The following is a 24,405-nucleotide window of genomic DNA, read 5'->3' as shown; positions in this document are numbered from 1 at the left end:
TTTGCAGGTTAAATCGTCACATGGCGACGTCGCACGAAAAGGACATGGAAAGCTGGACATCGGCCGGGCTCGACCGGCCGGAAGCGCTGCGCGAGTGGCGCGAGTGGGCGGCCAGCACCATTGCGCCGATCGAGGTGGAGGTTTTCGATACCGATGCCTTCGCCGCGCGCTGGGTTGCCCACGGCATCGGGCAGCTGCGGCTGCTGCACCTCCACGCCCCTGCCCAGCGCGTGACGCACACCGGCGCGGAAGGCAGCGCGGGCCGGGCCGCGCCGTCGATCCAGCTCGTCTATTCCCGCCGCGGGGCGTTGAAGACCCTGATGGGCGGCAAGAGCTTCGTCGTCGAGCCTGGCCAGTTCGTGCTGCTTGACAACACGCGGTTCTACCAGATGGAAATGCGCACGGAGCACGAAGCCCTCGACCTGATGATGCCGCAGGCCTGGCTCGAGAGGCACCTGCCCGATCCCGGCGCGCTGCTGGCGCGGCCCATCGACACCCGCACCGGCTGGGGCAGGCCGCTCGGCGCGCTGCTGGAAACCATGCTGGACCAGCTGGACGAGGCACCCCTGCCCCGTCCGCTGATCGCGGAGCAGGTGGGCAGCCTGCTGGCGATGGCGACGGGGTTCGAGGAAACGGCAGTGGGCACGCGCCATCGCGGGCAGATGGCACGCCGCATCCTGCGCCGGATCGAAAGCAACTATGCCGACCCCTCGCTTTCTCCCGAACGGGTGGCGAAGGACTGCGGCATCTCCAAGCGCTATCTGCAGACGCTGCTGGCGGGCAGCGGCACCAGTTTCGTGCAGGAACTGAATGCCATGCGGCTGGACCGCGCGAGCGACATGCTGGGCGATCATCGCGCGGCGGGTCTGCCGATTGCCGACATTGCCTTTCGCAACGGGTTCCTCGATCCCGGCTATTTCACCCGGCTGTTCCGCAAGCGCTTTGGCATAACCCCCACCGCCTGGCGCAGCGGGCATGCGCCGCAAAGCTGACCGATTGCGCACCGTGACAGTTATCCTGGTCGCCCTGCCCGTGCTTGCCGTGCTGGCGCTGGGCGTGGCCTACTGGGTATCGCCGCTGCACACCTTCAACACGCTGGTGCCGAAGGACGCGGGTGCCCGCAAGATGGCCGAGGGGCTGGCCTATGGCGAGAACCCGCGGCAGCGGCTGGACATCTATGCCCCGCTGGAATCGCCCGACGTTCGCCTTCCGGTGATCGTGTTCTTCTATGGCGGCAGCTGGAACAGCGGCACGCGCGAAGGATACGACTTTGCCGGACGCGCGCTGGCGGCGCAGGGCTTTGTCGTCGTGGTGCCCGACTACCGGCTGGTGCCGGAGGTCCGCTACCCCGGCTTCGTGGAAGACGGCGCGGAGGCGCTGCGCTGGGTGAGCGCCAACATCGCGGATCATGGCGGCGACCCGGAAAGGGTGGTGCTGAGCGGCCATTCCGCAGGCGCCCACATTGCCGCCCTGCTGTCCTACGATGCGCGCTGGCTAGAAGAGGAGCACGACATGCTGCGCGGCTTCGTCGGCCTTGCCGGGCCGTACGATTTCCTGCCGCTCGATACCCACTCCAGCAGGGCCGCATTCGGCGAATGGCCGGATCTGCCGGAAACCCAGCCGGTTACCTGGGCCAGGTCGGAGGCGAGCCCCGGCCATCCCCCCGCCCTGCTGCTGACCGGTGCCGACGACACCACCGTGAAGCCTCGCAATAGCGAAGCCCTGGCCGCCGCGCTGGAGAATGCCGGCGTCGACGCGCAAGTCATCGCCTATGACGAGGTGGACCATATCGACATCCTGATCCATCTTGCACGGCCACTGCGCTCTCGCAGTCCGGTGCTCCGCGATCTGATCGCATTCGCCCATGCCCGCACGCGGATCGAATAGGCCGCCAACAAGACAAATTGTCCTGCGCTTATGTCTTATAGGGCTTGCGCGGGAATCCTTTGCCTTTCGCGCTGCGTTCAATACCCTTCGCGATTGAACGCCCGTCGTGGATGAGCCCGAAAAAGGGACGGCACGGCGGCGCACGCATTTGAGAGGATGCAGCTAACATGTCGCAGGACGCAAAGAGCTTTCCGCTCCCAAGTTCGCTGGAAGTGACTCCCGGCACGGAGGAGGCGCAGGCCGCCTACCCCTACTACTGCCAGTTCCAGCCGGGCGACGACGAACGCTTCTGGTTCTACAACTCGATGCATTTCCCCGAGCCGATGCATCACTTCGACATGATCACTGCGGAAGCGGCCTATTGCGCGCTGGGGGCCTTCAACACCCGCGTCCACGTGCTGCCCACCACCAAGGGGATCGACCACCGCATCATCAACGGCCGCGTCTACATCGGCGGCGTGCCGGTGACCGACCCGGAAGAGGTGGAAGCACGCGCGGCCGAATTCCAGAAGCGCGGGTTCTACTACTACGAGAACTGGGAAAGGCTCTACGACCAGTGGAAGGACAAGATGAAGGCCCTGATCGCCGAGGCGCAGGCCCTTCCCAAGCCCCATCTACCCGATCTTGAGCCGATCGAGACGACCCACACCGGCAAGGGCATCGCGGCCAATCACGCGCTGATCGACACCTATCGCACGCAGCTCAACGGCTATTACACGATGTGGCACCACCACTTCGAATTCCTGCTGCTGGGCTACGGCGCCTACATGACCTTCTTCGATTTCTGCAAGAAGGCCTTCCCGGAGATTTCCGACCAGGCGATCAGCCGCATGGTCGCGGGCATGGAGGCAGAGATCTTCAAGCCCGACGAGGAAGTGAAACGCCTCGCCCGCCGCGCCGTGGAACTGGGCGTGGACCAGCACTTCACGGCCGAAATGGATATCGACCAGGTGCTGGCCGATCTCGACAACGTGGGCAACGCCGGCAAGGAATGGCTGGGCGAGCTGGAGGAAAGCCGCAACCCGTGGTTCAACGTGAACGTGGGCGACGGCTTCTACCACTATCACCGCAGCTGGAACGACGACCTGTCGATGCCGTTCGCCGCGCTTCCCGGCTATATCGAGAAGATCAAGGCGGGCGAGAATATCGAGCGCCCGATGGAGCGGCTGATCGCGGAGCGCGACCAGATGGTGGCGGACTACCGCGAGCTGCTCGACACCGAGGAGGACAAGGCGACCTACGACCAGCTGATCGAGCTGGCGCACCGCGTGTTCCCCTACGTGGAGGGTCACAAGTTCTACTGCGAGCACTGGTACACCAACCTGTTCTTCAACAAGATCCGCGAATACGGCGCGCTTCTGGCGGAGTACGGCTTCTGGGAGAAGGAGGAGGATGTCTTCCACCTCACCCATTACGAGCTGGAAAGCGCCATCATCGACCTGATGCTGAGTTGGTCCTCCGGGTCGCCCCCGATGGGGCCGTCTCGCTGGCCCGCGATTGTCGAACAACGTCAAAAGGCGATCGACACGTGGGCCAGCGAGATTGTTCCGCCAGCGCTGGGCCAGGTGCCCGACGCGATCGACGATCCGGCCATCGTCATGCTGTGGGGCATTACCCGCGAGAGCCTCGATACCTGGCTGTCCGACGGCGAAGGCGATCCCAACGAACTGCGCGGCTTTGCCGCCTGCAACGGGGTGGTGGAAGGCACTGCCCGCGTCATCAAGTCGGTGAAGGAAATCGACCGCATCCAGCAGGGCGACATCCTGGTGTGCCAGGTGACGAACCCCACATGGTCGCCGCTGTTCCAGAAGATCAGCGCGGCGGTGTCGGACATCGGCGGTTCCATGTCGCACATGGCCATCGTGGCGCGCGAGTATAACCTGCCCGCCGTGGTCGGCACCGGCAATGCAACGCAGAAGATCGCCGACGGCGCGACCATTCGCGTGGATGGCGGCAAGGGCACCGTCACCATCCTCGAACAGCCTGCCGACGCGCGCGTACTGGAGGATGCCTAGGCCATGGAAGCTGTCGCCTGGTTCGCCGATGTCGGCATCGTCGACCGCCCGACCGTCGGCGGCAAGGGCGGTTCGCTGGGTGAACTGACACAGGCCGGCATCGACGTGCCGCCCGGCTTCGTCGTCACCGTGGCCGCTTTCGAGAGCTTTCTCGAAAAGCTGGAAGCGAAGGAGCCGATCCGCCCGCAGGTCGAGGCGCTCGACCCGCAGGACCTCGGCGCGGCGACCAGGCTTTCCGAACGGCTGCGCGCCCGCGTGATGGAAGAAGCCATGCCCGCAGACGTGCGCGATGCGCTGAAGGCGGCGCATGACCAGCTGTGCGAGGACGGTCAGCCCGTCGCCGTGCGCAGTTCCGCCACCACCGAAGATGCCGACGATGCCAGCTTTGCCGGTCTGCAGGACACCTTCCTGTGGGTTCTGGATGCCGAGAACATGCTGGAGCGCGTGCGGGAATGCTGGTCCTCGCTCTACTCGGTGGAATCGATGACCTATCGCCGCAAGCACGGCCTGCCCGAAAGCGGCGTCGCCATGGCCGTGGTGGTTCAGCGCATGGTCGATGCGCGGTGCGCGGGCGTGATGTTCACGCGCAGCCCCACCAGCGGCGACAAGTCTGTGATCACCATCGAAGGTGCCTGGGGCCTTGGCAGCGCCGTCGTCTCCGGCGAAGTAACGCCGGACAAGTGGGTGGTGGGCAAGATCACCGGCGAGATTTCCAGCCGCGAGATTTCCGACAAGCACGCGCGGCAGATTCCCGCCGAGGGCGGCGGCATCGTGGAGGTCGAGAACGAGGACGACAAGCGCAAGGTCCCCTGCCTGACCGACGAGGAACTGATGGCCCTGCGCGAGGTCGGTCGGCGGATCGAGCGCCACTACGGCAAGCCGCAGGATATCGAGTGGGCGCTCGACAAGGACGGCAAGGTGCTGCTGCTGCAATCGCGCCCGGAAACGGTGTGGGCGCAGAAGGATGCCGAAAGCACGCCGGTGAAGAAGCCCGAGGGCAAGGCCTACGACCACGTCATGTCGATCTTCGGCGGAGGCTCGAAGAAGTGAGCCTGACCGGCAGGGACGTGGCCGAGATATCCCGGCTGCTGGGCGATTCCCATTTTACCTCGCTGGACCTCAAGATGGGCGATTTCCGCCTCCGCATCCGCCGCGATGGTGGCAGCGGTGGCGGCGGCCGCTGGGTCCGCGAGGCGGATGACGAAGAGGACGAGGAAGGCACCGCCCAAGCCTCGCCCGGAGTCGAGCCTCCGCCCTCCCCGCCGCCTTCGGGAACTGCCGAGGCGCACGCCGAAGCCAAAGAGGGCGAAGTCGACGTGCCCGCACCGCTGCTGGGCAATTTCTACGCCGCGCCGCGTCCGGGAGAGGACCCCTTCGTGGCCGTCGGCGACCGGGTGGAACCCGATACCATTGTCGGCATCATCGAGGTGATGAAGCTGATGAACTCGGTCCGGGCCAGGGTCGCCGGAACGGTCACCGCCGTGCTGGCCGAAAACGGCAGCGCGATCGAAAAGGGCCAGGCCATCGTGCGGGTGAAGGTGGACTGATGGCGGATATCCAGATCGTCGAGACGTCCCTGCGCGACGGAAACCAGTGCCTGTGGGGCGCGACCGGCATCGATACCGCCAAGACGCTGACCATCGCCCCGGCGATGGAGCGCGCCGGCTATCGCGCTATCGATTTCACCACCTCCACCCACATGGGCGTGGCCGTGCGCTACAAGCAGGAAGACCCGTGGGAACGCATTCGCGCCATGGCAGAGATCTGCCGGGACACGCCGCTGCAGTTTCTCTCCACCGGCTTTCGCTTCATCGCCTGGGAAACCGCCACTCCCGGCTTCATGGAACTGGCATTCCGCACGCTGGCCACCAACGGCATCCGCCGCTTCGCCCTCGCCGACCCGATGAACGATGCGAAATCGAACGTCGAAGTGGCAAAGATGGTGAAGCGCGCTGGCGGCGAGCAGGTGGTTGGCGCGCTGGTGTTCTCCATCAGCCCCATTCACGACGATGCCCATTATGCCGAGGCCGCGCGGACGATGGCGGCGAGCAAGGATATCGACGCGCTCTACATCAAGGATCCCGGCGGCCTGCTTAGCCCGAAACGCGCGCAGACGCTGATCCCCGCCATACTGGCCGAGATCGGGGACACCCCGCTGGAACTGCACAACCACTGCACCATCGGTCTGGCCGAACCCGCCTGCCTCGAGGCCGCCGACCTCGGCGTGGCCGCCGTGCAATGCGCCAGCGGCGGCGCGGCGGACGGCACCAGCAATCCGCCCATCACCCGCATGATCGCGAACCTTCGCGCGCAGGGACATACCGTCGACATCGACGACGAGGCCGTGGCCGAGGTCGCCGACTACTTCACCGCGCTGGCCGAGGCGGAGGACCTGCCCACCGGCAGCCCGATGCCGTTCGATGCCGCCTACTACCAGCACAACCTGCCCGGCGGCATGGTGGGCACCATGCGCCGTCACCTGGCCGATCAGGGCGTGCCCGAACTGGAAGGCGCGGTGATCGAGGAAATGGGCCGCGTGCGGCAGGAACTGGGCTGGCCCATCGTGATGACGCCGTTTGCCCAGATGCTGCAGACCCAGGCGGTGATGAACGTGACGGGAGAGGAACGCTGGGGCGTGATCCCCGACGAGATCATCCGCTTCGCCATCGGCAAGTTCGGCAGGCCCAACGCACCCGTCGATCCCGAGGTGATGGACCGCATCATGGCCAACCCGCGCACCAAGGAACTGGAAGCCGAAACCGGCATGGCCGAGGTGGAGACGCTGCGAAAGAAGCTGGGCGCAAACCTCTCGGACGAGGAATTCCTGCTGCGTGCCACCATGCCGCAGAACCTTGTCGATGCCATGCAGGCCGCCGGCCCGGCGGAGCGCACCTATGACCCGCGCAAGGTCCCGCTGATGAACCTGCTGCGCGAAGTGCTGGCACGCACCGATATCGACCAGTTCAGCATCGAGAAGGAGGGCTTCTCGCTGGAGGTGGAGGCGTGATCCCTGCCAGGCCTGGCAGAGTGTCCTACATCCCCTGGCCGCAGATAGACCAGGCCCCATGACCTTGCCGTTTCTTTCTGAAAAATCGCCATTTTCCGACCCATTGCAGGGGCGGATGTTTCCTTCTCCTGGACAGTGTTCCATGTGTTCCAAGTTAGGTGACCTGTAGATGCGCACGCCGAAGGGCTTCATGTTCGACCTCGACGGGACGCTGATCCTCTCCAACCGCGCGCTCGGCAGCTACGAGGCCATTGCCGGCGCGGCGGAGGCCCTCCAGGAACTGGACGCTCTGGGCGTGCCGTGGATCGCGCTGACCAACGGCAGCGCCTACGCATCGCGCGTGCAGGCGCCGCGGCTGCGCAAGGTCGGCCTGCCGGTATCGGACGAGAGGCTGTTCACCCCCAACTCGGTCGCCGCGAAGGTGATTGCCGACGGCGGTTACGAGCGCGTGCTGGTGCTGGGTAACGCGGGCGTGTTCGAGGCGCTGGAGGAGCTTGGCGTCACCTGCGTCTCCCCTGATGCGGACGATCATGCCGGCTGCGACGCCGTCTATGTCGCCTGGCATCCCGATTGCTCGATGCCGCATATCCACGCCGCCTGCGAAGCGGTGCTGAACGGCGCGGCCTTCCTCACCGCCTCCGACGTTCCGTTCTTCGCCACCAAAGAGGGCCGGAGCTTCGGCTACAGCTGCGCCATCAACGGCGCGGTGCAGAGGGTAACCGGGGTGAATCCGCAGCCAACCGGCAAGCCGTCGGCCCACGCGCTGGACTTCATCGCCGCGCAGCTTGGCGTGTCCAGGGAAGACGTGGGCATCGTGGGCGACGATGCGACGGCCGAGATGCAGATGGCGCGCGAGGGCGGCGCCGTGGGCATCGCAGTGACCAGCGGCTCCACCAGTGAGGAACAATGGGCCGACCAGCCGCCCGGCAAGACGCCCGACCTGGTGATCCACAACATCGGCGAGTTGGTGGACCGGCTGGGCTTGCGCTAGGGCTGCGGGCAAAGGAGATTCGCCATGCAACTTGGACGCATGAACCACATCGGCGTCGCCGTGCCCGACCTTGCCGAAGCCATCGCCTTCTATCGCGGCGTGTTCGGCGCGACGGACATAACCGAACCCTTCGACCTGCCCGAGCAAGGGGTGAAGGTGTGCTTCGTCAACACCCCCGGCCCCGCGGGCACGGAAGGAACCCAGGTCGAATTGCTCGCCCCGCTGAGCGAGGAATCGCCCGTCACCAACTTCCTCGCCAAGAACCCGCTGGGAGGCCAACACCACGTCTGCTTCGAAGTGTCCGACATCGAGAAGGCGCGCGCCGAGTTCGAGGCGCAGGGCAAGCGCATCCTCGGCCCCACGCGCATCGGCGCGCATGGCACGCCGATCTTCTTCCTTCACCCCAAGGACATGATGGGTCAGCTGACCGAGATCATGGAAAGCCCGAAGGAAGGCTCGGCGCATTGAGCGCAAAACTCGGCTTTTCGGTCGAGGACCTGCTGCCAAAGGCGCGCGGTGGCGGGGCGTTGAAAATGGGGCTGACGGCGCTGGGAGAAGACGAATGGCTTCAGCCCGACCCAGACCTCGCGGCGCGCGCGGCGGCGTTCGATGCCCATCCCGACGCGGTGCAGATCTCCGCCAGGGCGACTGCCGCCGGGGATGAACTGGCCGCCATGCTGAATACGGACGGCGGGCTGGAGGGCGCGGCGCGATCGGCGCACGAGGACATGTGCCTGCTCGCGCCCGAGCATGGCGAGGAGGTCTATCGCCTGATAGGTGCCGCCGTGGCCTGGCCCACGGACTGGCACCCGGCCAACAAGATGGGCCTGCCGCTGGTCGCCATGCACGCGCCCATCCACGGCTACGAGGAGCAACTGGCAAGCGGCGTCGACCACTTCATGGCGAAGCTGAAACCGGGCCGCATCTTCGGCCGCTGCAACTGGTTCGTGGCCCCCACCCCTGCCCGGCGCTGGATCGACACCGCACCGCCGCAGGAGACCTTTGCCGCCGTCACGGCCGAAAATGCAGGGGAAACCGTGTTCGTGCGGTGCGAGCGCCAGACGCTCCGCCGCCTGCCGCAAACGGGCGCGGTGCTGTTCACGATCGGCGTCTACCTCGCACCGCTCGGATCGCTTTCGGACGACAACGTGGCGCGGCTGGTCCATTCTCTCGATACCATCCCGCCCGACGAAGCCGAAAGGCGCGGCGCGCGATGGTTCGCCCCGCAAGTCGCCGCCTACGCGAACCGCCGGCTGCAAACGAAGGAATAGACCCATGAGCCTAGCCTATCCGCTGCTTCTCCTCCTCGCCCAGGCGGGTGCGACCCCCGATGCCCCTGCGAGCGCGCCCCCGGCACCGGAATGCGCCGAGCCGATGACCCAGCAGGACATGAACTACTGTGCCGCCCGGGAATGGGAAGCGGCCGATGCGCTGCTCAACCGGCAGTGGCGCAAGACGGCCGAGGCGATGCAGGCACGTGATATCGCGGCGCGACCGGACGACGGCAGGCCGGGGTATTACAGCCAGCTGCTGCGGGGGCAGCGCGCCTGGCTGGTCTACCGCGATCGCCATTGCGCCAGTGTCGGCTACAATGCGCGCGGCGGATCGCTGGAGCCGCTGCTCGTGGCCGATTGCAAGACAGCCCTGACGCGCGATCGCACAAGGCAATTGCACGAACTGGCGGACTGGCCGCGATAGCCGCGATGTTCGATTTCGATGCCTATATCGCGTGCTTCTTGACCGGCGACGACAAGGAACTGGTGGAACGCTTCTATGCGCAGGACTGCGCCATGCACTCGGCCAGCGGGGTGCGGCGCGGCCATGCGGGCATGCTCGAATTCCTCGCCTGGGCACACGATGGCGTGCGCGAATGCCCGCGGGTGCAGCACTACCTGCAGGACGAGAACACGGTGTTTGCCGATATCGACATGGACTTTCACGCCACCGGCCACCGCCCCGATTTCCCCTTCGGCGAAATGCATCCCGGCGACAGCCTGACGGTAAAATTCCTCGCCCGCTACGACCTGGATGCGGACCAGCGCATCCGGCGGCTCACCACCTCCGCCTGGCCGCCGGGCGTGGGCGTGACCAAACTGCCGCCTCTGGGGGGCCACCCCAGCCAGGTCGCCGCCTACCATGCCTATGCTGCCGCCTTCTCCAATGCCGATGCGGAGCGCTTCAGCCGCTTCTACACCCCGGACGTGGTGCTGGAACTGTCATCGGTGGGCACGATCGAAGGCGCCGACGGCATCGCCGCATTCTATTCGGGAATGTTCGAAAGCGTTCGAGAGACGCTGACCATCCACGATCTCGACGCGAATGACGAGCGACTGGTGGTCGATTGCACCAGCCGCTTCACTGCCATCGAGGATGCGCCCGATTTCGTCGTCGCGCCGCTGGCAAGGGGCGATTTCGCGGAAGTGGGCGTGAAAGTCACCTATCGCCTGCGCGACGGCCTGATCGAACACATAGGTGTCGAACGTACTCGGCCGCCCCAGGTGACGCGGGTGAACGGCGGCTAGCGTTCCTGCATCGACTGGCGCGTGGTCTTCAGGATCGGCTTGGTGATGTATTCCCACACGGTCTGCGATCCGGTGAGGATTTCCGCCGTCGCCGTCATGCCCGGCTGAAGGTCGATCCGCTCCCCCTCGTCCCGCGGGTTCATGGTGTCGGTCGTCACTTCCAGGTTAACGCGGTAATAGGTGTTCACGCTCCCGTCCTCACGCTCTTCCGAAAGCGTATCGGGGCTGATGTAGACGACCTCGCCGTCGCCGGACCCGTAGACCGCGCTGTCGTAGGCGTCGAAGTTCACGCGGGCGCGCTGCCCGGTCTGCACGAATGCGATATCGCGTGGCGGCACCTGCGCCTCCACGATCAGCCGCTGACCGGTGGGCACGATCTGCAACACCTCGTCACCCGGACGAAGGACGCCGCCGACAGTCGTCAGGCGCACGTTCTTCACGATCCCGTCGGTGGGGGCCACCAGCGATGCGGCGCGCAGTGAATCCTCACGCTGCGTCAACAGTTGCCGCGCCGCGACAAGCTCTTCCTCGGTATCGGTGAATTCGTTCTGCAGGTCGCGCACGTACTGCGCCTGGATGTTCGAGATGCGCCCCAGCGTTTCCACGATGGCGCGCTGCATGCGGATGATTTCCGACTGCGCGACGTCGCCGGTTTCCACCAACGGCTGGTTCAGGTCCAGCTCCTGCTGCTGCAAGTCGGCCATTGCCCGCAGCGATCGAACTTCCGCCTGCAGGGCTGCACGGCGACGAGCGAAGAGCTGGCGCTGGTTGGCCGTGAACTCGGGATATTCGGCGAGGCTCGAAGGGAAGTTCAGCCCCTTGTCGAACAGCTCGGCATCGATACGCGCCATCCGGCTTTCCAGAGCGGCAACCTGTGCGCGCGCTTCCTCGACCCCGGCGGAAAGCTGCACGGTATCGAGTTCGACGAGCAGCTGGCCGGCTTCGACCATGTCGCCTTCGCGCACGTTGATGGCGCTGATCGCGCCGCCCTCCTCGCTCTGCACCACCTGCACGCGGGCAAAGGGAACAACGCGGCCGGGTGCGCGCGTCACCTGGTCCAGCTCGGCCCATTGCGCCCAGGCCAGGAATCCGACGAGTGTCATACCGATGGCGATGATGATCCAGTGAGTGGGACGCAGTGCCATCTTCACGCTTCCTTGGTCCTGCCGATGCGGGTGGTGACGCCGCCCGCCACCGTCTTGGACGCGTCTCCGCCGGCTCGTTTCGAGGCCAGTTCGCCAAGCACTTCCTTCGTCGGTCCGTCGCGCAGGATCTTGCCACCGCCCATCACCACGATGCGACTGAAGCGCGAAAGCAACTGCGCCTTGTGCGTCACCATCAGCAACATGCTTTCATCGTCCATGGCCGCATCGATGGCGTCGAGAGCGGCGTTTTCGGTAGCCTGATCGAGCGAGGCCGTCGGCTCGTCCAGCAGCCAGATGCGAGGCTCCGACAGCAGAAGGCGATTGATGCCCACAAGGCTGCGCTGCCCGCCCGAAAGGCCGCGGCCTCCCTCCTGGATCGGCATCGCCAGTCCATCGGGATGGGCAGCGATGACGCTGTCGAGCTTGGTGGCGCGGGCCACCTGCATGATCTGTTCGTCGGAAACGTCGCCCAGCCCCATGGCGAGGTTGTCACGCAGCGTGCCGTTCACCAGCCGCGAATCCTGCCCGACGTAGCCGACGTGGCGTCGGGCGATGTCGTCGGCCACCTGCGACAGGTCCAGGCCCCCCAGCAGCACGTTGCCCTGCTGCGGCGCGTAGAGGCCGGACAGCAGCTTCAGCAGCGTGGACTTGCCCGAACCGATGCCGCCGACGATGGCCACCCGTTCGCCGGGCGCGATTTCCAGCCGCTCCACCTCGACGGCATTGCGCTGGGATCCCGGATAGGAGAATGCCGCGTCCCTCACCACGTAGGATCCCGTCAGGCTGCCGGGCCGCAGGGCACCCGCGCCGGTGGAAGGGTCCAGCGGCAGGCGCATGATCGCATCCAGCGCTTTTAGCGACGACCGGGCATAGCCCCATTGCACGATCAGGTTGGGCAATTGCGCCACCAGCGGGCCGTTGATCCGCCCGGCGATGATGGAGCACGCCAGCAGCGCACCGGTCGTGATCTCGCCATTCGCGGCGAGGTAGGCGCCCCAGCCCATGATGCCGACATAGGCAAATTGCTGCAGGGTGGAGAACAGCGATCCGGCAACGGCGGAGGCCTTCTTCACCGGGATCTCGTAATGGTGAATCTCGCGCACCAGCCGGTTCCAGCGCCCCATCATGAACCAGCCGCCGCGATTGGCCTTCACAGTCTCGGTGGCATCGAGCGATTCCACCAGCATCCCGTTCTTGCGGTTTCCGCTGATCTGCGCACGGTCGGTGCCGGTACGGATGATGCGCGACAGGATCAGGGCCAGGATGATGGCGATCGGCAGGCTGGCCAGGGGGACAAGCGCCAGCTGGCCGCCGATCATGGCGATCACCGCGATGAAGAACAGCGCGAATGGCAGGTCCGCCAGCATGAACAGCGAGCCCGACGAGAGCACCTGGCGAACCTGGTCCTGCCCGCGAAGCTGCGATGCCATGGTGCCGATGCCGGGCGGACGCGCGTCGAGGCGGATAGCCTGTGCGCGGGCGAAGAAGAACTCCGACACCTCGGCGTCGATATCCTGCGCCTCGCGTTCGATCAGCAGGGCGCGCAGCGATCGCAGGGCAAGGTCCAGCACCAGTGCGAAGATCACGCCGACGGTAAGGACGAACAGGGTATCGAAGCTGGCGAGCGGGATGACCCGGTCGTAGAGCTGCATCGAATAGAGCGAGGTCGCCAGCGTCAGCAGGTTGGCAAAGACCGTGGCGATGCCTGCCATCACCAGCGGCTGCTTGCGCCGCCTGATCGCGCGCCAGAACACCGAAACGGCGCTGTCGGCATCGCCTGCCAGCGGGTCGGGCAGGCGCAGGGTGAAGAAACGCTGGTCCGGATCGTAGGGCAGGCTGCCGCGGTCGCCGACCAGGGCCATCATGTCGCTGCCGTCCCACTGCTGCACCACCGACCACCCGGTCGACTGGTCGTACACCATCAGCGGGAACTGGTCGGGACGCGGGCGATCCTCTATTCGGCGCGCCGGCTCCCATCCCAAGGTGGCGACCAGGCCCGACAGAGCATCGACGCCTTCGGCCAGCTCGACTTCTCGCAGCTCCGCGTTCCACTGCGGCGCCAGCGGCTTGCCCGATGCGCGGGCGTAGTTCGCGACGGCGCGTTCGATGCCGCCGGCGCTCACTGGACGCCCTCGATTACGGGATCGGCCACGGCGCCGTCCGGACGCCAGCGGCAGGTCTGGGCCAGGATGCGCGCGGTCCCGGCGGCGGCCGTGACGCGGGCATCGGATTCGGAGAGGCGCGCATTCGCGGCCTCGCGCACGGCATTCATCACGTCCAGCCAGCTGCGCCGACCGGCGATGAACTGGCGCTGGTAGCTCTCGATGATCTCCGCCGCGGCGTCGGCCGCCAGCACGCCCGATTCTATCCGTGCGCGGGAGGCGCGCACCAGCACGTAGTCGCGGCGCAACTGCTCGCGCAGCCTGCGCTCCGCCTCGCCGAACTCCGCAAGGGCGCGCTGGATGCGGGCGTCGGACGTATCGATGGCGGCCAGCTGGGAAAGGCCGTTGCCGAATTGCGAGCGCAACACGATTGCGGCACGCGCGCCGGTAATCTCGTTCTGCGAAAGTTGCAGCAGCACCTGCGGCCAGAGCTGGGCACGCGCGACATCCTTGTTCGCTTCCGCCACGTCGATCAGGTTGGTCAGCGCCGCCAGCTGCGGACTGCAGGCAAGAGCATCGGCCAGCGCGATCTCCTCGGCCGGCAGGATGTCCGCCATGCCCGGCGGCGGCAGTGTCGGGTCGACCGCGACGCCGCCGGTCAGTTCGAGCAGCCGCAGCAGGGCACTGTCACGCGCCTCGCCGCTGAAGGCGAGGTCGAGCTCGACCTGCGCGGTGCGCGACTGGCCCAGCGTGAGGTCGGCACGGGGCGAGACCTGCTGGTCGACCCGGCGACCGATTGCGTCGAGCAACAGGTTGTGTTCGCCCAGGCTGGTTTCCAGGACGCCGTAGCGCTCGCTGGCGAGGACGTAGTCGTAATAGGCTTCCACCACGCGCAGCACGATGTCGCGCTGGGCCTCGTTCACGCGGTCTTCCCCCGCGCGCAGCCTGGCGCGGGCCCGGTCAATCTCGCCGCTGATGCGTCCTCCGGCCCAGATCGGCTGCTCGACCACGGCATTGAGCGCGAGCCCGTCATCGTCGGCCAGCGAGGATCCCTGCGTCCCCGCAAGCGCCTCGACGGAAAGGCTGGGATAGCGCTGCCAGCGGGCTCCGCGATATTCGTAGCCCAGCGCGTCGGCTTCCGCCTCGGCCGCCTCCACCAGCGGATGCGTGTCGGCAGCCAGCGCGGCGGCCATATCCAGCGGATCGGGAATCGCGGCAGGCGCCGGCTCACGCACCATGTCGGCTTCGCTGGCGGGCGGGCCGTAAATCTCCGCGTCCTGCGCGCTCGCGCCCGCTGCGGAGGCGACGAGCAAAACTGTCAGGGCAGGACGAAGCATTTATGGCATCAACTGAAAAAGAAAGTGGCGGGGAATCGCGACCCGAACGGCGCGTGCGCCCTTCTTCCTACACCTGCTTCGGGAAAACAAGCACCTAGCGAGGCAATGCACTGTGCGTCTTCAGTCGGCACAGCATGAAAAAAACAGTTTTCCCATGCCTTTCAACGCGGTTCCCCTTCCAGCAATTCGCGAGCCTGAACAAGATCTTCCTTCCGATCGACGTCGAGCAGCATCTGCGCGGGCGCGAAGATGCGGACGATGTCTTCCAGGCCGGAAAGCAACGGACCTGCTCCGCGGTCGCCTTCCAGCGCAGCGAACAGGGGCAGATCGTCCCGGCGGATCAATGCAGGCACGCCGAGGTGATCGTCGGGCCAGCGCGTCGCGCTGCTGGACGGCGCAGCTGCCAGCCGCTGAAGGTGATCGGCATCGACCAGGGGCATGTCGGCCAGCAGCAACAGGCAATCGCGCTCCGCCGCCAGGGCATGCTGAACCGCGAGGGAAACCGAACCGCCCAGGCCGTCCTCGGGTGCGGGATTGGTGAGCAACTCCCAGTCGGCGGCCACACTGGCGAACTGCGGCCCGTCGGGGCCGACGACGATGATGCCGGGCGCAAAGCCTGCTTTCGCAACCGCAGCCAGGGGCCAGGCGCCCAGCGGCCTGTCCAGCAGGTCGGCGTCCAGCTTGCCTCCGCCGAACCGCTTTGCCTTCCCGGCCGCAAGCAGCGCGACCAGAGGGGCGCGATCAGCGGGCGGCGACATGGTGATGCGGGTGGCGCAATTCGAATTCCCCGGCGATGCCGGCAAGCGCCGACAATGCCAGCCCCAGCGGTTCGCGGCTGTGCTTCACCGTGCCAAGCGGACTGGCGATGCGGGCAATCTGCTGCGGCGCGAAGCCTGCCGATACCAGGTCCGCTTCGCGTTGCGCCCTCGCCGGGCCGCCGCCCTGTGCGCCGATCATGAAGGCAGGGGTGGTAAGCGCCCATTGCAGGATGGCTCGTTCCCATTCGTGATCGTGAAACAGCAGCACGATCGCGGTCCACCGGTCGGCGGCAAGATGATCGGGCACCTGCCCCAGTGCCAGCGAACCGCCGTCGCGCCCGTGCGCTTCCACCGCGATCCCGGCGGCTTCTGCTACCTGGGTCATGGCGGCCAGTTCCGGTCCCTCGCCGAACAGGACGAGGCGAAGATCGGGCACGTAACGGCGCTGTGCCAGCGGGCTGGGATCGGGCAATGCGAGGCTTGCCTCCTCGCGCGCATCCAGCCGGGCGACAGCCGCGCGGCAGGCCTCGCGGTCGGGGTCGGGGTCGATCAGTATGTCCAGTCCGCCGCCGCAGGGCAGGCGAAAGTCGATCTTGGGAGAGCCCGCGCCGTAGCGCATCACCTTGCGTTCACCGCCTGCGGCAATCTCGCGCGCCAGTTCCTGCTCGAGGCAACCGTCGGCAAGACTGCCGGTAACGGCGCCATCGGGATGCACGGCCAGTTGCGCGCCGAGACGACGCGAAAAGCTGCCTTCGATGTGCGTGATGGTGCACAGCCCCACGCCGGGCAGGCAGGCCGCGCGCAAGGCAGCCTGGTCGCCCGCGAGTACGGCAGTCATGCTATCACTGGCTGCGCGCGGGTATCTCAGACGGGTCGATACCCATACGAAGCTGGGGTTCCTCGCCCATCAGCTCTTCGAACGCCACCATCAGGTTGATGTAGGCGCGGCCACGCGGGGTGCCGCCGTATTCGAGGCCCGGCAGCAGGTCGTCACCCATGAAAACCGCGAAGCTGGGAACGGATTCGAGGCGGGCCAGCGCATCCTCGGGCGTGCCGCCCGTCTGCGCGGTATCTTCCGCAATCTGCACCAGTCCGCGGTTGAAGGTCACCCAGCTCAGGAATTCCTCGCGCGAGTGGACGTTGCCGTGGCCGGAGATGACGTTGTCGACTTCCGGCACGTTGTAATAGGCGGCAGTCACCGTGGTCGGCAGAGCCAGCATGGAACCGCCCGAACCCGGGTCGATCAGCGGGCTCATGTGCCAGGCGTAGATGTCGCCAGCCATCATGGTGCGGTCTTCCGGGAACACCACGAAGGCATCGCCATCGGTGTGGCCCGCGCCGAAGTAGTGCAGTTCTATCCGGTCGTCCCCTTCGCCGATCTGGCGGAAGTTGGAAAATTCCATATCCACCGGGTTGGGCGGGAACTGGCCGTTGTCGGACTGCATGCGCGCCGCGGTGTTGGCCTGCGCCACCACCTGAACACCGTGGTTCTCGCGGAAGTAGGCGTTCGATCCGACATGGTCGGGGTGCGAGTGGGTGTTGATCACCATGGTGATCGGCTTGTCGGTGATGGAGCGGACCTGCTCCATGATGCTGTCGCCCTGCCCCGGCACCTTGGTATCCACCAGCACCACGTCATCGGAACGGACAAAGACAATCGTGTTGCCGCCCGAGCCGGGAATTCGCCACACGTTCTCGCTCACCTGCTCGGCATCGGTAACGCCCGGCAAACCCTGCGCCATTGCGCCGGTGATTGCCACGCCGCCAAGGCAAATGGCCGAAAGAACTGCTACGCGCTTCATTGTCATCCGCTCCCCAGATTCAGGACTCTGTCAACGAACCAATAGGCACCTGCGAGGATCACCGCAAGCGATCCGCCGATTACGATACGCTTTGTTACTTTCGGTGCGCGCGGGCGCAGCCATGCCAGCGCCAGCGCGGCCGGCACCACGATGGCCAGCTGGCCGATTTCGACCCCGATGTTGAAGGCCAGCAGCGACCAGGCAAGATTGCCGTCGGGCAGGCCGAATTCGCGCAGCACGAAGGCAAAGCCGAAGCCGTGGACCAGCCCGAACAGGAGGGCGAAATAGGGGCGCAGGTCGCGCTGTTCTTCCCTGCGCAGAAGGTTGTCCGCTCCCACGATCACGATGCTGAGCGCGATCAGCGGCTCGATCAGCCACGCCGGCGGCGCAAGCGTCCCGGTGGCGGCGAGTGCCAGGGTGACGGAATGACCGACGGTGAAGGAGGTGACGATGATCGCCAGGCGGCGCAGCGAACCGCCCAGCAGCATCAGCCCGATCAGGAACAGCACGTGGTCCGGCCCGATCAGCACGTGATGCGCGCCCGAGGGCACGAAGATTCCGAACACGGCCATCACACCCGCGGCGGTGCCCGCATAGTGGGTCTGCGGATCGCTGCCTTCGCTGAACAGGAATTGCTGCCGCAGGTCGCCGTCCTCGTAGATGTTGACGAAGGTCTGGTGCGAGGGATCGTACGGAAAGAGATGGGCATCCACAGTCATGGCGGCGGGCGGAGCAGCGGCCGAGCGGAACGGGAGGCGCAGCGCATCCTGCTCGGCGGAGGGGGAAATTTCGCCGAATTCCAGGGGCATGACCCTGCCCTCGCCATCCGTGAGAGCGAAGCGCTCGTCCAGCAGCGCCTTGATCTTACTGTGTTGAGACGCTAATACACGTTCATCGAGCAGGGTCGTCGGTTCCTCGATACCCAGTTCATGTGCGACATCGATCGTGTGAACGATCAGCGTGCCTTCGACGTGCTGTTCATGCAGTTCCACGTCGAGATAGCTGAACGGGGCCGGATGCGCACTTGCCGGAGGGGCGAGGAGGGCAAAGGCCGCAACGAGACTGACGAATATGAAATGAAGCGGACGCACTGTTAACCATTTGTTGCGTGGATAACACGGCCATTAGGCGAGATGCGGATTGTCGCAAGCCTTTGCTTGGAACAACTTGCGCCAGATCGTAAAGGCGCTTCGGGGGAAAAGGGAGCAAAACGCGGAATGGACGGGTTGGCTAGCGGCAACAGGTCGCTGCGAAGTCTTTTCGCAGCCGTGTCTATACTTGGGGTCGGCGCCTGTTCCGCACCCACGGTCGATATTGCGCAGCCCGAAGTCGCCGTGCCTGCCGACTGGCAGATTGCCGATCCCGCTCCCGTCAGCACCGATCTTACCGAATACTGGACGTTGCTGGGCGATCCCTTGCTTACCGGGTTCGTCGAGCAGGCGATCCTGGAAAACCGCGATCTTGCGCAGAGCGCGGCCCGGCTCGATCAGGCGCGTGCCTCGCTGGTGCAGGCGCGGGCGGGCTACCTGCCCTCGATCTCCGCCACCGGCGGCATCAGCCGCGATGTGGGAGACCTTTCGCGCGATGGCGTGCAGTTCAACGTGGGTGCGGACGCCGCCTGGGAGATGGACCTGTTCGGCCAGATCTCGGGCAACGTTGCCGCTGCACGCGGCGAACTGGTGGCGCAAGGCTATTCGCTGGCGGACCTGCAACGCCTGATCGTCGGCCAGGTGGCCATCGCCACGATCAACGCCCGCGCCACGGCGGAGCAGCTGGCGATTGCCCGCTCCACCCTGGAATACCAGGACGACAACCTGCAGATCGCGCGCTGGCGCAACCAGGCGGGGCTCGTCTCCAGCCTGGATGTAGAGCAGGCCCGCACCCAGCGCGCCCAGACCGCCGCCACCATCCCGCTGCTGGAAAGCAGCCTGGTCGCGACGGCGAATTCCATCTCGACGCTGATCGGCGAACCGCCGGGCCCGGTGCTCGACGCGATCGTGGCCGACGAGCCCGAGCCCGTCCCCGCCCCGCCCATGCTGGCGGGGTTCGAGGCACCGGCCGAAGTGCTGCGCCGCCGTCCCGACGTGCGCGCGGCGGAGGCGGGGCTCGTCGCCAGCACCGCCCGCATCGGCGTTGCCCGCGCCCAGTTGCTGCCGCTGGTGCGGCTGACCGGCAGCATCGGCACCGGTCCGGTCACGGCCGGCAACCTGTTCGACATCATCACGGGCGGCCTGTTCGCCGGGGTCAGCCAGCTGATCTTCGACGGCGGTCGCACCGCCGCGCAGGTCGACAGCGCGGAGGCCGCGGCGGAAGCATCGCTGGCGGCGTGGGAGCAATCGATCCTCAACGCGCTGGAGGACGTGGAGACTGCCGCGGTCGACCAGCGCACCGCCAACGAGCGGGTCGTCATCAACGAGGAGGCACTGGACGCCGCCGAGAACTCGGCGCTGCTGGCGCGCAGCCAGTACCAGGCAGGCCTTACCGATTTCCGCACCTTGCTCACGTCCGAGAACCAGCTGCTCTCGGCCCGCAACCAGCTTGTTTCCGCCGAGGCCGACCGGGCCATCGCCTTCGTTCGCCTGACGCAGGCGCTGGGCGGCGGGTGGAGCATTTCCGACTACGATCTTCCGCCGGTGGTCAGCGCGACCGCGCCGGACAGCAACAGGACCGCGCAATGAACGACGCTGCAACAGAACAGGATATCGGCGAGTACCTCGACCGGGGAAAACCACGCAAGTGGTACAAGAAGCGGTGGGTATGGATCGTCGCCGCAATCGTCGTGCTGCTGATCGTACTCTCGACGGTGTTTTCCGGCGGAGACGAGACACCCAACTACATTACTGCCGAGGTGGAACAGCGCTCGCTCGACCTGACCGTGACCGCGACGGGCAACCTGCGTCCCACCAACCAGGTTGAAGTCGGCTCCGAAGTGTCGGGCCGCATCGACGACGTGCTGGTGGACGTGAACGACATCGTATCGCGCGGTCAGGTTCTGGCGCGCATCAACACTGACGTGATCGAGGACCAGATCACGCAGTCCCGCGCAAACCTCAACTCGGCGCGCGCATCGGTGGCGCAGGCACAGGCCACGCTGGAAGCCGACACCGCGCAGCTGGAACGCCTGCGCGAAGTGCGTCGCCTGTCCGATGGCCGCGTGCCCAGCCAGGCCGAACTGGAGCAGGCCGAGGCCGCCGTGAACCGGGGCCGCGCCGCCGTCGCTTCGGCGCGCGCCAACGTCGCCAGTGCACAGGCCCAGCTTTCCAGCGCGCAGACCAACCGCGACCGTGCCGTGATCCGCTCCCCCGTATCGGGCGTGGTGCTGGCGCGGCAGGTCGAGCCCGGCCAGACCGTGGCCGCCAGCTTCAACACGCCCACGCTGTTCGTGCTGGCGGAAGACCTGTCCGTCATGCAGCTGCGCGTTTCGATCGACGAGGCGGACGTGGGCCAGGTGCAGCCTGGCCAGGAAGCCACCTTCACCGTGGACGCCTATCCCGGCCGTCGCTTCCCGGCGACTGTGGAACGGGTGGACCTTGCCTCCAACAACATCGCCCAGGCCGGCCAGCAGCAACAGCAGGGCCAGCAGGTGGTCAGCTACGAGGCGCGCCTGATCGTCAGCAACGACAGCGGCCTGCTGCGTCCCGGCATGACGGCCACGGCCACCATCGCCACGGAAAGCACGGGCGTTGCCATGCTGGTGCCCAACGGCGCCCTGCGGTTCGACCCGGATGAGGGCGAAGAGGAGGATGGCGGCATCTTCGGCCCGCAGGAATTCGGGCTGGAAGGTGAGGACAACGCCACCATCGGTGTCGGCAGCCGTCAGACAGTGCATGTCGTGGAAGAGGATGGCTCCCTACGCGAGATCGAAGTGGTCACCGGCCAGACCGACGGTCGCCAGACGGTGGTCACGTCGGACGAACTGGAAGCCGGCATGGAAGTGGTCACGGGAATCCGGGCCGGCCAGCCGTGAGCGAACCGCCTCTCATCGAACTGGAGGGCATAACCAAGACCTTCGGCGAGGGCGCGGCGGCGTTCCAGGCGCTGAAGGGCGTGGACCTGCGCATCGAGCGCGGCGACTTCGTGGCGGTGATGGGGCCGTCTGGTTCGGGCAAGTCCACGACGATGAATATCCTCGGCTGCCTCGATACGCCCACCAGCGGGCGGTTCCGCTTTCGCGGCGTGGAGGTGCAGGATCTCAGCCGCGACCAGCGATCGCTGCTGCGGCGGCGCTATCTCGGCTTCGTGTTCCAGGGCTTCAACCTGCTGGCGCGCACCACCGCGCTGGAGAATGTGGAACTCCCGCTGCTCTACCGCGGCGAGAGCAAGAAGGCGCGGCGGGAAGCCGCCGAACGCTCGCTCGACAAGGTCGGGCTGCTGCCATGGGCCGACCATACCCCGGCAGAGCTTTCGGGCGGCCAGCAGCAGCGCGTGGCCATCGCCCGCGCGCTCGTCACCGATCCGGACGTGCTGCTGGCGGACGAGCCGACCGGCAACCTCGATACCGAGCGGTCGCTGGAAATCATGGAGCTGCTCACCAATCTCAACAAGGCCGGCATCACCATCCTGATGGTGACGCACGAGGAGGAGATGGCCCATTTTGCCAAGACCATCGTGCATTTCCGTGACGGTCTGGTCGAAAGCGTGGAACGCGGCCTGAAGGCGGGAGTCCCGGCACACGAAACGCAAGGGGAGGACGCCTGATGCTGGGAATGCTGGGCGCCACCATGTCGCTGGCCCTGCGTGAGATCAGGCGCCACCTGCTGCGCAGCTTCCTGACGACGCTGGGCATCATCATCGGCGTTGCCGCGGTCATCACCATGGTCACGCTGGGACGCGGGCTCACGGCCGATGTGCAGGAACAGGTTTCTGGCCTCGGGTCCGACGTGTTCATCGTCTTCCCGACGCAGGTCGACCCCAATGTGGCGCCCCCGCCCTTCGACGATGCCGACATTCGCGCCGTGGAAATGCAGATCGCGGGCGTGGAAGGCACGGCAGGCTCGGTAAACGCCAATGCCACCGCGTTCCACAACGGGCAGGATTGGGCCACCAGCATCCAGGGGGCCGATACCGAGTTCTTCCGCGCGCAATCCATCGACGTCGTGGAAGGCCGCAACTTCAACGAGCAGGAGGAAGCGCGCGGCGAGAGCGTGTGCATCCTCGGCCCGAAGATCGTCGAGGAAATCTTCCTCGCCGACCAGGTGATCGGCGAGGAGATGCGCGTCGGCAATGTCTCGTGCCGGGTGATCGGCGTGATCGACGAACGCAGCAACTCCGTCGGCGGCGGCAACGATGCCAACGACGTGATCCTGATGCCGCTCAAGACGGTGCAGCGCCGCTTCATCGGCAACGACAACATCCAGTTCTTCGTCGTGAAGTACGATCCGGCCTACGAGACGCTGGCCATCCAGCAGCAGCTGATAGACCTGCTGCGCGAACGCCGCGTGATCCAGGAAGGCGAGGACAACGATTTCAACATCGTCGATACCGCCGAGATCAACGATACGGTCAACACCATCACCGGCACGATGACACTGGTGGTGACCGTGATTGCCGCCATCAGCCTGCTGGTGGGCGGCATCGGCATCATGAACATCATGCTGGTTTCGGTAACCGAGCGCACGCGAGAGATCGGCATCCGCCTGGCGATCGGTGCGCTGGCGAGGGAAGTGCGCCTGCAGTTCCTGACCGAAGCCGTGGTGCTGTGCTGTTTCGGCGGGCTGATCGGCATCCTGCTGGCCCTGGGTCTGTCGATAGCGCTGTCCAGCGCCATCGACCTGCCCTTCATCTTCGATCCGTTCGTGAACGTGCTCAGCTTCGTGTTCAGCGCGGTGATGGGGATCGTCTTCGGCTACTACCCGGCCCACCGCGCCAGCCGCCTCGACCCTATCGACGCCCTGCGCCACGAGTAGGCTTCCCCCTCCCCGCACGCACGGCGACCGGGGAGGAAGGCCTATCCTACACGGGCCTCGCCGTGGAAATGCCTTGGACGTGGAGCACAGCCTCGTCCCTCGCCGGTCAGCAATTCAGCCCAGACGAAAGGCCTGCAAGCAGGGGGCATTATTTGCCCTCAGGACAGTGTTCCATGTGTTCCACAATAGCCGGACTTTCATCCGGCCCCGGACCTCAAGCCGTGTCGACCAGCACAACTTCGCTGTCTTCCAGCGCGGTCACGCTCAGCCTGTCGAGATCGGCAATCGCCACCCCGTCGCGGGCGTCGGCGACCTTGCCGTCTATCTCGATCCTGCCTGTCGCGGGAACGAGGTAACCCTTGCGGCCCCCAAGATCGTAATCGACCGTCTCGCCAGCGCCGATCGTGGCGCCCAGCACACGGGCATCGGCGTGGATGCGCAGGGCATCCTCGTCACCCTCGCGTCCGCTCGCCAGCACGTCGAACTTGCCGGAACGCGCGTCCTTCGGAAACGTCTTGGTGCCCCAGCTCGGCTCGTGCCCTTCACGGTCGGGCAGGATCCATAGCTGGAAGGAATGTGTCTCCTCGTCGTCGATGTTGTATTCGGCATGCTGGATGCCGGTGCCCGCGCTCATCACCTGCACGTCGCCGGCTTCGGTGCGGCCCTCGTTGCCAAGGCTGTCCTTGTGCGTGATCGCGCCTTTGCGAACGTAGGTGATGATCTCCATGTTCTCGTGCCCATGTGGGGGAAAGCCGCTCCTGGGCGCGATGATGTCGTCGTTCCACACGCGCAACTTGCCCCAGTGCATCCGGCGCTGGTCGAAATACTGGGCGAACGAGAAGTGGAAATTGGCGTCGAGCCAGCCGTGGTTGGCCTTGCCCAGGCTGTCGAACTTGCGGACTTCGATCATCGCTTGTCTCCTTTGCGCCCCAA

Annotated in this window: 23 protein-coding genes; 15 read left to right on the top strand and 8 right to left on the bottom strand. The window is 66.1% G+C overall.

The genetic code is table 11. From position 1 onward, the window contains the following. Nucleotides 1-20 precede the first annotated feature (20 nt). The 11 genes from AAA989_RS11380 (at nucleotide 21) to AAA989_RS11330 (ending at nucleotide 10,422) form a co-directional block, all read left to right on the top strand. Complete coding sequence (locus tag AAA989_RS11380) at nucleotides 21-992, top strand: AraC-like ligand-binding domain-containing protein (protein WP_338243647.1); 972 nt, start codon at nucleotides 21-23, stop codon at nucleotides 990-992. Continuing rightward, nucleotides 976-1,887, top strand: a complete 912-nt coding sequence (locus tag AAA989_RS11375; RefSeq protein ID WP_338243646.1) for an alpha/beta hydrolase — start codon at nucleotides 976-978, stop codon at nucleotides 1,885-1,887. The genes AAA989_RS11380 and AAA989_RS11375 overlap by 17 nt, the downstream gene beginning before the upstream one ends. A 167-nt stretch (nucleotides 1,888-2,054) precedes the next feature. After that, entirely contained in the window at nucleotides 2,055-3,902 is a 1,848-nt protein-coding gene (locus AAA989_RS11370; RefSeq protein ID WP_338243645.1) for a PEP-utilizing enzyme, read from the top strand. Nucleotides 3,903-3,905: 3 nt separating this feature from the next. Next, a complete protein-coding gene (locus AAA989_RS11365) occupies nucleotides 3,906-4,952 on the top strand; it encodes a PEP/pyruvate-binding domain-containing protein (protein WP_338243644.1) in 1,047 nt (348 codons plus the stop codon). After that, a complete protein-coding gene (locus tag AAA989_RS11360) occupies nucleotides 4,949-5,449 on the top strand; it encodes an acetyl-CoA carboxylase biotin carboxyl carrier protein (protein WP_338243643.1) in 501 nt (166 codons plus the stop codon). The genes AAA989_RS11365 and AAA989_RS11360 overlap by 4 nt, the downstream gene beginning before the upstream one ends. Next, nucleotides 5,449-6,909: a hydroxymethylglutaryl-CoA lyase-like TIM-barrel protein gene (locus tag AAA989_RS11355; RefSeq protein WP_338243642.1), complete on the top strand. Its 1,461-nt coding sequence runs from the start codon at nucleotides 5,449-5,451 to the stop codon at nucleotides 6,907-6,909. The genes AAA989_RS11360 and AAA989_RS11355 overlap by 1 nt, the downstream gene beginning before the upstream one ends. Nucleotides 6,910-7,078: 169 nt before the next feature. Beyond that, nucleotides 7,079-7,900 (top strand): HAD-IIA family hydrolase, encoded by an 822-nt coding sequence (locus AAA989_RS11350; protein ID WP_338243641.1) that lies wholly within the window; start codon nucleotides 7,079-7,081, stop codon nucleotides 7,898-7,900. 24 nt (nucleotides 7,901-7,924) lie between these two features. Then, nucleotides 7,925-8,368, top strand: a complete 444-nt coding sequence (gene mce, locus AAA989_RS11345; RefSeq protein WP_338243639.1) for a methylmalonyl-CoA epimerase — start codon at nucleotides 7,925-7,927, stop codon at nucleotides 8,366-8,368. Then, the gene (locus tag AAA989_RS11340; RefSeq protein WP_338243638.1) at nucleotides 8,365-9,171 is read left to right on the top strand and encodes a heme-dependent oxidative N-demethylase family protein; all 807 of its coding nucleotides are present in this window, start codon (nucleotides 8,365-8,367) and stop codon (nucleotides 9,169-9,171) included. The genes mce and AAA989_RS11340 overlap by 4 nt, the downstream gene beginning before the upstream one ends. Before the next feature lie 4 nt (nucleotides 9,172-9,175). Beyond that, nucleotides 9,176-9,598, top strand: a complete 423-nt coding sequence (locus AAA989_RS11335; protein ID WP_338243636.1) for a lysozyme inhibitor LprI family protein — start codon at nucleotides 9,176-9,178, stop codon at nucleotides 9,596-9,598. Between the two features lie 5 nt (nucleotides 9,599-9,603). After that, the gene (locus tag AAA989_RS11330) at nucleotides 9,604-10,422 is read left to right on the top strand and encodes a nuclear transport factor 2 family protein (protein WP_338243634.1); all 819 of its coding nucleotides are present in this window, start codon (nucleotides 9,604-9,606) and stop codon (nucleotides 10,420-10,422) included. On the opposite strand, the gene AAA989_RS11325 is transcribed toward AAA989_RS11330, so the two are convergent. The 7 genes from AAA989_RS11325 to AAA989_RS11295 all read right to left on the bottom strand — a co-directional run bounded on the left by AAA989_RS11325 (nucleotide 10,419) and on the right by AAA989_RS11295 (nucleotide 18,657). Continuing rightward, a complete protein-coding gene (locus AAA989_RS11325; protein WP_338243632.1) occupies nucleotides 10,419-11,567 on the bottom strand; it encodes a beta-barrel domain-containing protein in 1,149 nt (382 codons plus the stop codon). The two genes, AAA989_RS11330 and AAA989_RS11325, sit on opposite strands and share 4 nt — an antisense overlap. Before the next feature lie 2 nt (nucleotides 11,568-11,569). Continuing rightward, nucleotides 11,570-13,690: an ATP-binding cassette domain-containing protein gene (locus AAA989_RS11320; RefSeq protein WP_338243630.1), complete on the bottom strand. Its 2,121-nt coding sequence runs from the start codon at nucleotides 13,688-13,690 to the stop codon at nucleotides 11,570-11,572. Continuing rightward, a complete protein-coding gene (locus AAA989_RS11315; protein WP_338243628.1) occupies nucleotides 13,687-15,006 on the bottom strand; it encodes a TolC family protein in 1,320 nt (439 codons plus the stop codon). The genes AAA989_RS11320 and AAA989_RS11315 overlap by 4 nt, the downstream gene beginning before the upstream one ends. A 161-nt stretch (nucleotides 15,007-15,167) precedes the next feature. Then, nucleotides 15,168-15,764: a nucleotidyltransferase family protein gene (locus AAA989_RS11310; RefSeq protein WP_338243626.1), complete on the bottom strand. Its 597-nt coding sequence runs from the start codon at nucleotides 15,762-15,764 to the stop codon at nucleotides 15,168-15,170. After that, entirely contained in the window at nucleotides 15,748-16,602 is an 855-nt protein-coding gene (locus AAA989_RS11305; RefSeq protein ID WP_338243624.1) for an XdhC family protein, read from the bottom strand. The genes AAA989_RS11310 and AAA989_RS11305 overlap by 17 nt, the downstream gene beginning before the upstream one ends. Nucleotides 16,603-16,606: 4 nt before the next feature. After that, nucleotides 16,607-17,566, bottom strand: coding sequence for an MBL fold metallo-hydrolase (locus AAA989_RS11300; RefSeq protein WP_338243623.1), 960 nt, complete (start codon nucleotides 17,564-17,566; stop codon nucleotides 16,607-16,609). Nucleotides 17,567-17,568: 2 nt separating this feature from the next. After that, entirely contained in the window at nucleotides 17,569-18,657 is a 1,089-nt protein-coding gene (locus AAA989_RS11295; protein ID WP_338243621.1) for a HupE/UreJ family protein, read from the bottom strand. A gap of 177 nt (nucleotides 18,658-18,834) precedes the next feature. On the opposite strand from AAA989_RS11295, the gene AAA989_RS11290 reads away from it, so the two are divergent. The 4 genes from AAA989_RS11290 to AAA989_RS11275 are packed head-to-tail and all read left to right on the top strand — an operon-like array spanning nucleotide 18,835 to nucleotide 23,472. Further along, entirely contained in the window at nucleotides 18,835-20,244 is a 1,410-nt protein-coding gene (locus AAA989_RS11290) for an efflux transporter outer membrane subunit (protein WP_338243619.1), read from the top strand. Then, the gene (locus AAA989_RS11285; RefSeq protein ID WP_338243616.1) at nucleotides 20,241-21,533 is read left to right on the top strand and encodes an efflux RND transporter periplasmic adaptor subunit; all 1,293 of its coding nucleotides are present in this window, start codon (nucleotides 20,241-20,243) and stop codon (nucleotides 21,531-21,533) included. Before AAA989_RS11290 ends, AAA989_RS11285 begins: the two co-directional genes overlap by 4 nt. Next, on the top strand, nucleotides 21,530-22,264 hold the full coding sequence (locus tag AAA989_RS11280) for an ABC transporter ATP-binding protein (RefSeq protein WP_338243614.1): 735 nt from the start codon (nucleotides 21,530-21,532) through the stop codon (nucleotides 22,262-22,264). Before AAA989_RS11285 ends, AAA989_RS11280 begins: the two co-directional genes overlap by 4 nt. An 8-nt stretch (nucleotides 22,265-22,272) precedes the next feature. Then, nucleotides 22,273-23,472 carry an ABC transporter permease gene (locus AAA989_RS11275; protein WP_338245516.1) on the top strand — a complete coding sequence of 400 codons (1,200 nt, stop codon included), beginning with the start codon at nucleotides 22,273-22,275 and terminating at the stop codon, nucleotides 23,470-23,472. Nucleotides 23,473-23,686: 214 nt separating this feature from the next. Here AAA989_RS11275 and AAA989_RS11270 read toward each other — a convergent pair whose 3' ends face one another. Further along, complete coding sequence (locus AAA989_RS11270) at nucleotides 23,687-24,382, bottom strand: pirin family protein (RefSeq protein WP_338243612.1); 696 nt, start codon at nucleotides 24,380-24,382, stop codon at nucleotides 23,687-23,689. Between the last annotated feature and the right edge of the window lie 23 nt (nucleotides 24,383-24,405).

It is taken from the genome of Aurantiacibacter hainanensis, from assembly GCF_036321025.1.
Lineage (GTDB): Bacteria > Pseudomonadota > Alphaproteobacteria > Sphingomonadales > Sphingomonadaceae > Alteraurantiacibacter > Alteraurantiacibacter hainanensis.
The sequence above is the reverse complement of the archived record's forward strand: the minus strand, read 5'-3'. Positions and strand labels throughout refer to the sequence as shown.